The organism is Nocardiopsis sp. TNDT3 (genome assembly GCF_003427465.1).
In the GTDB taxonomy this organism is placed as follows: Bacteria; Actinomycetota; Actinomycetes; order Streptosporangiales; family Streptosporangiaceae; genus Nocardiopsis; species Nocardiopsis dassonvillei.
This window is the reverse complement of the sequence record NZ_QPFC01000630.1, coordinates 1-2,169: the sequence shown is the minus strand read 5'-3', so window position 1 is coordinate 2,169 and position 2,169 is coordinate 1. Positions and strand designations below refer to the sequence as shown.

Sequence of the window (2,169 nt, the reverse complement as noted above, 5' to 3'; positions counted from 1 at the left end):
CAGGCGGGGCCGCCCCGCGCGCGTGCGCGGCCGGGTGGACCGGCTGACGGCTCAGCCCTGCTGGGTCTCGGTCTCGGGAATCCTGACCTGGACCATGAGGGCGGTGGCCTCGGCGGTGACCTCGCCGTGGGCGCGGATCCGTCCGGAGACGAAGACCTTGCGGCCCTCCACCCGGTCCACCTCCGCGGTGACCTCCAACGGGGTGAACAGCGGCGTGGGCTGGCGGTAGTTCACCTCCAGCTTGGCGGTGAGCCCCGGTGTGGTCTCGACCGCGGAGACGCTGCCGACGGCCTGGTCGAGCAGGGCCGCGATCCAGCCGCCGTGCACGAGTCCGGGCGGACCCTGGTAGACGGTGTTGAGGGTGACCTCGCCGCGCAGGCCCTCGGGGGTGCGCTCCAGCAGGAGCGGCGGGGCGGCGGGGTTGGTGTCGCCCGAGACGATGTTGGTGATGGTGCCGTACTCGACGTCTCCGCTCTGGAGGTCGCGCTGGACCATGGTGCCGATCTGTCGGCGGGCGACGTTGAGCCTGCCGGTGACGCCCTCGACGGTGGCCGCGGCCTCGGCCAGGGTGTCGGTGTCGGCCTCGGTGTTGGCGACGGCGTCGACGAGGTCGTGGACGCGGGCCACGAGGGAGCGCAGCTCGGCGGGGATCTGGGCCTGCTCGACCACCGGGAGGCCGAAGGCGCGGGGGTCGGGGCGCTCGGTTACCGGCTGCGTGTTGACCGTCATGTGTTCCTCGTCGGATCGGGGTGTGCACGGGCGGCTGGGGGCACCACCGTCAAACCGAATCCTACTCGGTCGTATTCCGGCGAGGCGGGGCCGGGCCGTGCGCTCCCTGTCACACGGCGCGGAGACGGGCGGCACGCTCGGCGGCGTCAGACCAGCTCACGCACCATGTGCAGGTGCGGAATCCCCGCGTCCAGGAACTCCTCGCCGTAGGCCGCGTAGCCCAGACGCGCGTAGAAGCCCAGCGCGTGGGTCTGTGCGTGCAGCTCCACCTTGGTCAGCCCGCGCTCGCGGGCCCGCTCCTCCACCGCGCGCACGAGCGCGGCGCCGGTCCCGGTGCCGCGTCCCTTGGGCAGGACGGCCAGGCGGCCGAGGAGGCCCACGCCTCCGCCCAGGTCCACGAGGCGGACCGTGCCCACGGGGATGCCGCCGTCCAGGGCGAGGAGGTGGTCGGCGGTGGCGTCGCGCACGTCCCACTCCTCCTCCACGGGCACCTGCTGCTCGGCGACGAACACGGCTCCCCGGATGACGAACACTGCGGCGCGGTCGCGCTCGTCCCGCGCCAGGCGGATCTCGGTCGTAGTCATGCAGGCAGATTAGTCCCATGACGGGGCGAAACACGCATCGTGGTTGCCGCCCCCGGCCACCGGGAGACGTCCGACCGGCGCGGTCGGTACCCGCGCTGTTCCCGGTTCCCGCGCCGTTCCACGCACCTGCGCCGAAACCGGTGCCCGTCCTGCCTCCGGTGTACGCGTCCAATCCCCGGGCGGCGTTTCCGGTGCCTGGCACGAGGACCTCGGCCGCGGCGGCTTCCACGAAGGCGGGTGGCGGCGTTCCCGACCGCGCCCGAGCACGCCCGTGACGCGGCGGCCCCGGCACCTTCACCGAAGCCCGTGGCGGCACCCGGGCACCTCCCTCCGAAACCCGTGGCGGCGTCCCCCGCGCCTCCCCGAGACCCGTGGCGGCGTTTCCGACCGCGCCCGCGCAGGTCCGTGGCGGCCCCGCGCGGCGCACTGCCTAACCTGGAGCGATGGGCATGCCCGGAGACGTTCACCCCCGGATCGAGGACCCGCGCGCGGAGCGGGCGCGCTACTGGCGCTTCTCCGGGCTGCCCGAGACCGAACTGCTCACCGCTCGCTTCGTCACCACCGCCTTCACCCGCCACACCCACCCCACCTACACGATCGGGGTGATCACCGACGGCATCGAGGAGTACACGCACGGGCGGGGACGTGCCCGTGTGGGGCCGGGCGGACTGGCGGTGGTCGGCCCCGGGGAGGTGCACACCGGCCACGCCGGGGTCCCCGAGGGCTGGAGCTACCGCGTGTTCTACCCGCTGCCCGAGGTGGTGTCCGGCATCGCCCGCGAACTGGGCATGCGCGGGACCCCGGCGTTCACCGAGTCCGGCATCCACGCGCCCGAGGCCGCCCGGGTGCTGGCCAC

At 74.0% G+C, this 2,169-nt stretch carries 3 protein-coding genes; 1 reads left to right on the top strand and 2 read right to left on the bottom strand.

Annotation, left to right across the window (positions count from 1 at the left end; genetic code table 11):
* Positions 1–51 precede the first annotated feature (51 nt).
* Complete coding sequence (locus DQW06_RS16040) at positions 52–729, bottom strand: PaaI family thioesterase (protein ID WP_117198828.1); 678 nt, start codon at positions 727–729, stop codon at positions 52–54.
* 146 nt (positions 730–875) lie between these two features.
* Positions 876–1,313, bottom strand: a complete 438-nt coding sequence (locus tag DQW06_RS16035; protein WP_013151970.1) for a GNAT family N-acetyltransferase — start codon at positions 1,311–1,313, stop codon at positions 876–878.
* A gap of 449 nt (positions 1,314–1,762) precedes the next feature.
* Between DQW06_RS16035 and DQW06_RS16030 the strand changes: the two genes are divergently transcribed.
* The coding region (locus tag DQW06_RS16030; protein WP_370449085.1) for an AraC family ligand binding domain-containing protein at positions 1,763–2,169 on the top strand (407 nt) is incomplete at its 3' end.

Bases quoted from the DNA above. Each gene is read 5' to 3' on its own strand.
- DQW06_RS16035 (WP_013151970.1), bottom strand. From the start codon at position 1,313: ATGACTACGACCGAGATCCGCCTGGCGCGGGACGAGCGCGACCGCGCC.
- DQW06_RS16040 (WP_117198828.1), bottom strand. From the start codon at position 729: ATGACGGTCAACACGCAGCCGGTAACCGAGCGCCCCGACCCCCGCGCC.